The organism is Vibrio sp. 1401 (assembly GCF_033340295.1).
On record NZ_JAWOWF010000592.1, the window covers coordinates 1 to 589 of the forward strand.

A 589-nucleotide genomic window follows, 5' to 3' on the forward strand; every position below is an offset into this window, starting at 1 on the left:
GGAGAAACCACTTCACCCATTTGTTTGCGTGCATGGTCGATACTGCGTGAAAGGCTTTCGTAACGGCTATCGTCAGGACCGATCATCTGCTGCATGATACCCCAGTATTTAATTGCTGCTGGGTAATCTTTACGTTCAAATGCATCAAATGCGAGCAATGAGAACACGCGTAAATCCACGTAATCTTGTTGCATGAGCTTACCAAGTAAAGAACGAGCCGTTGCTTGGTCCATCTCGTCTTGAGAAAGCATTAACGCCTGAGCGTAACCTAACATGACGTCAGGATCTTTTGGCTCAAGAGCATACGATTTCTTCATAGAATCGATGGCTGTCGTCACATCGCGGTTCGCTAATGCAATACGACCGAGTAGCAACCAACCGGTTGAATCTTCTGGTTGATAATGCAGGCGCGTGCGCAGTGCCAACGTTAAATCAGCCATTTCATCATCGCTCAGAGGTTCAGAAGACGACGACATCAGCTTCTTAGAAAGCTCTGGCAAGTTAGACGTAACCTCTTGCCATTTCACAACATCTTGAGATGCGCCAAACTTGTAATAAAGCCCATAACTTAACGCAACCGTAAGAATCA

General features: G+C 46.0%; 1 protein-coding gene. It reads right to left on the reverse strand.

What is annotated here, in order from left to right; genetic code table 11:
• On the reverse strand, positions 1-589 hold a 589-nt coding region (locus tag R7Z77_RS27015; protein WP_318137261.1), incomplete at both ends, for a tetratricopeptide repeat protein.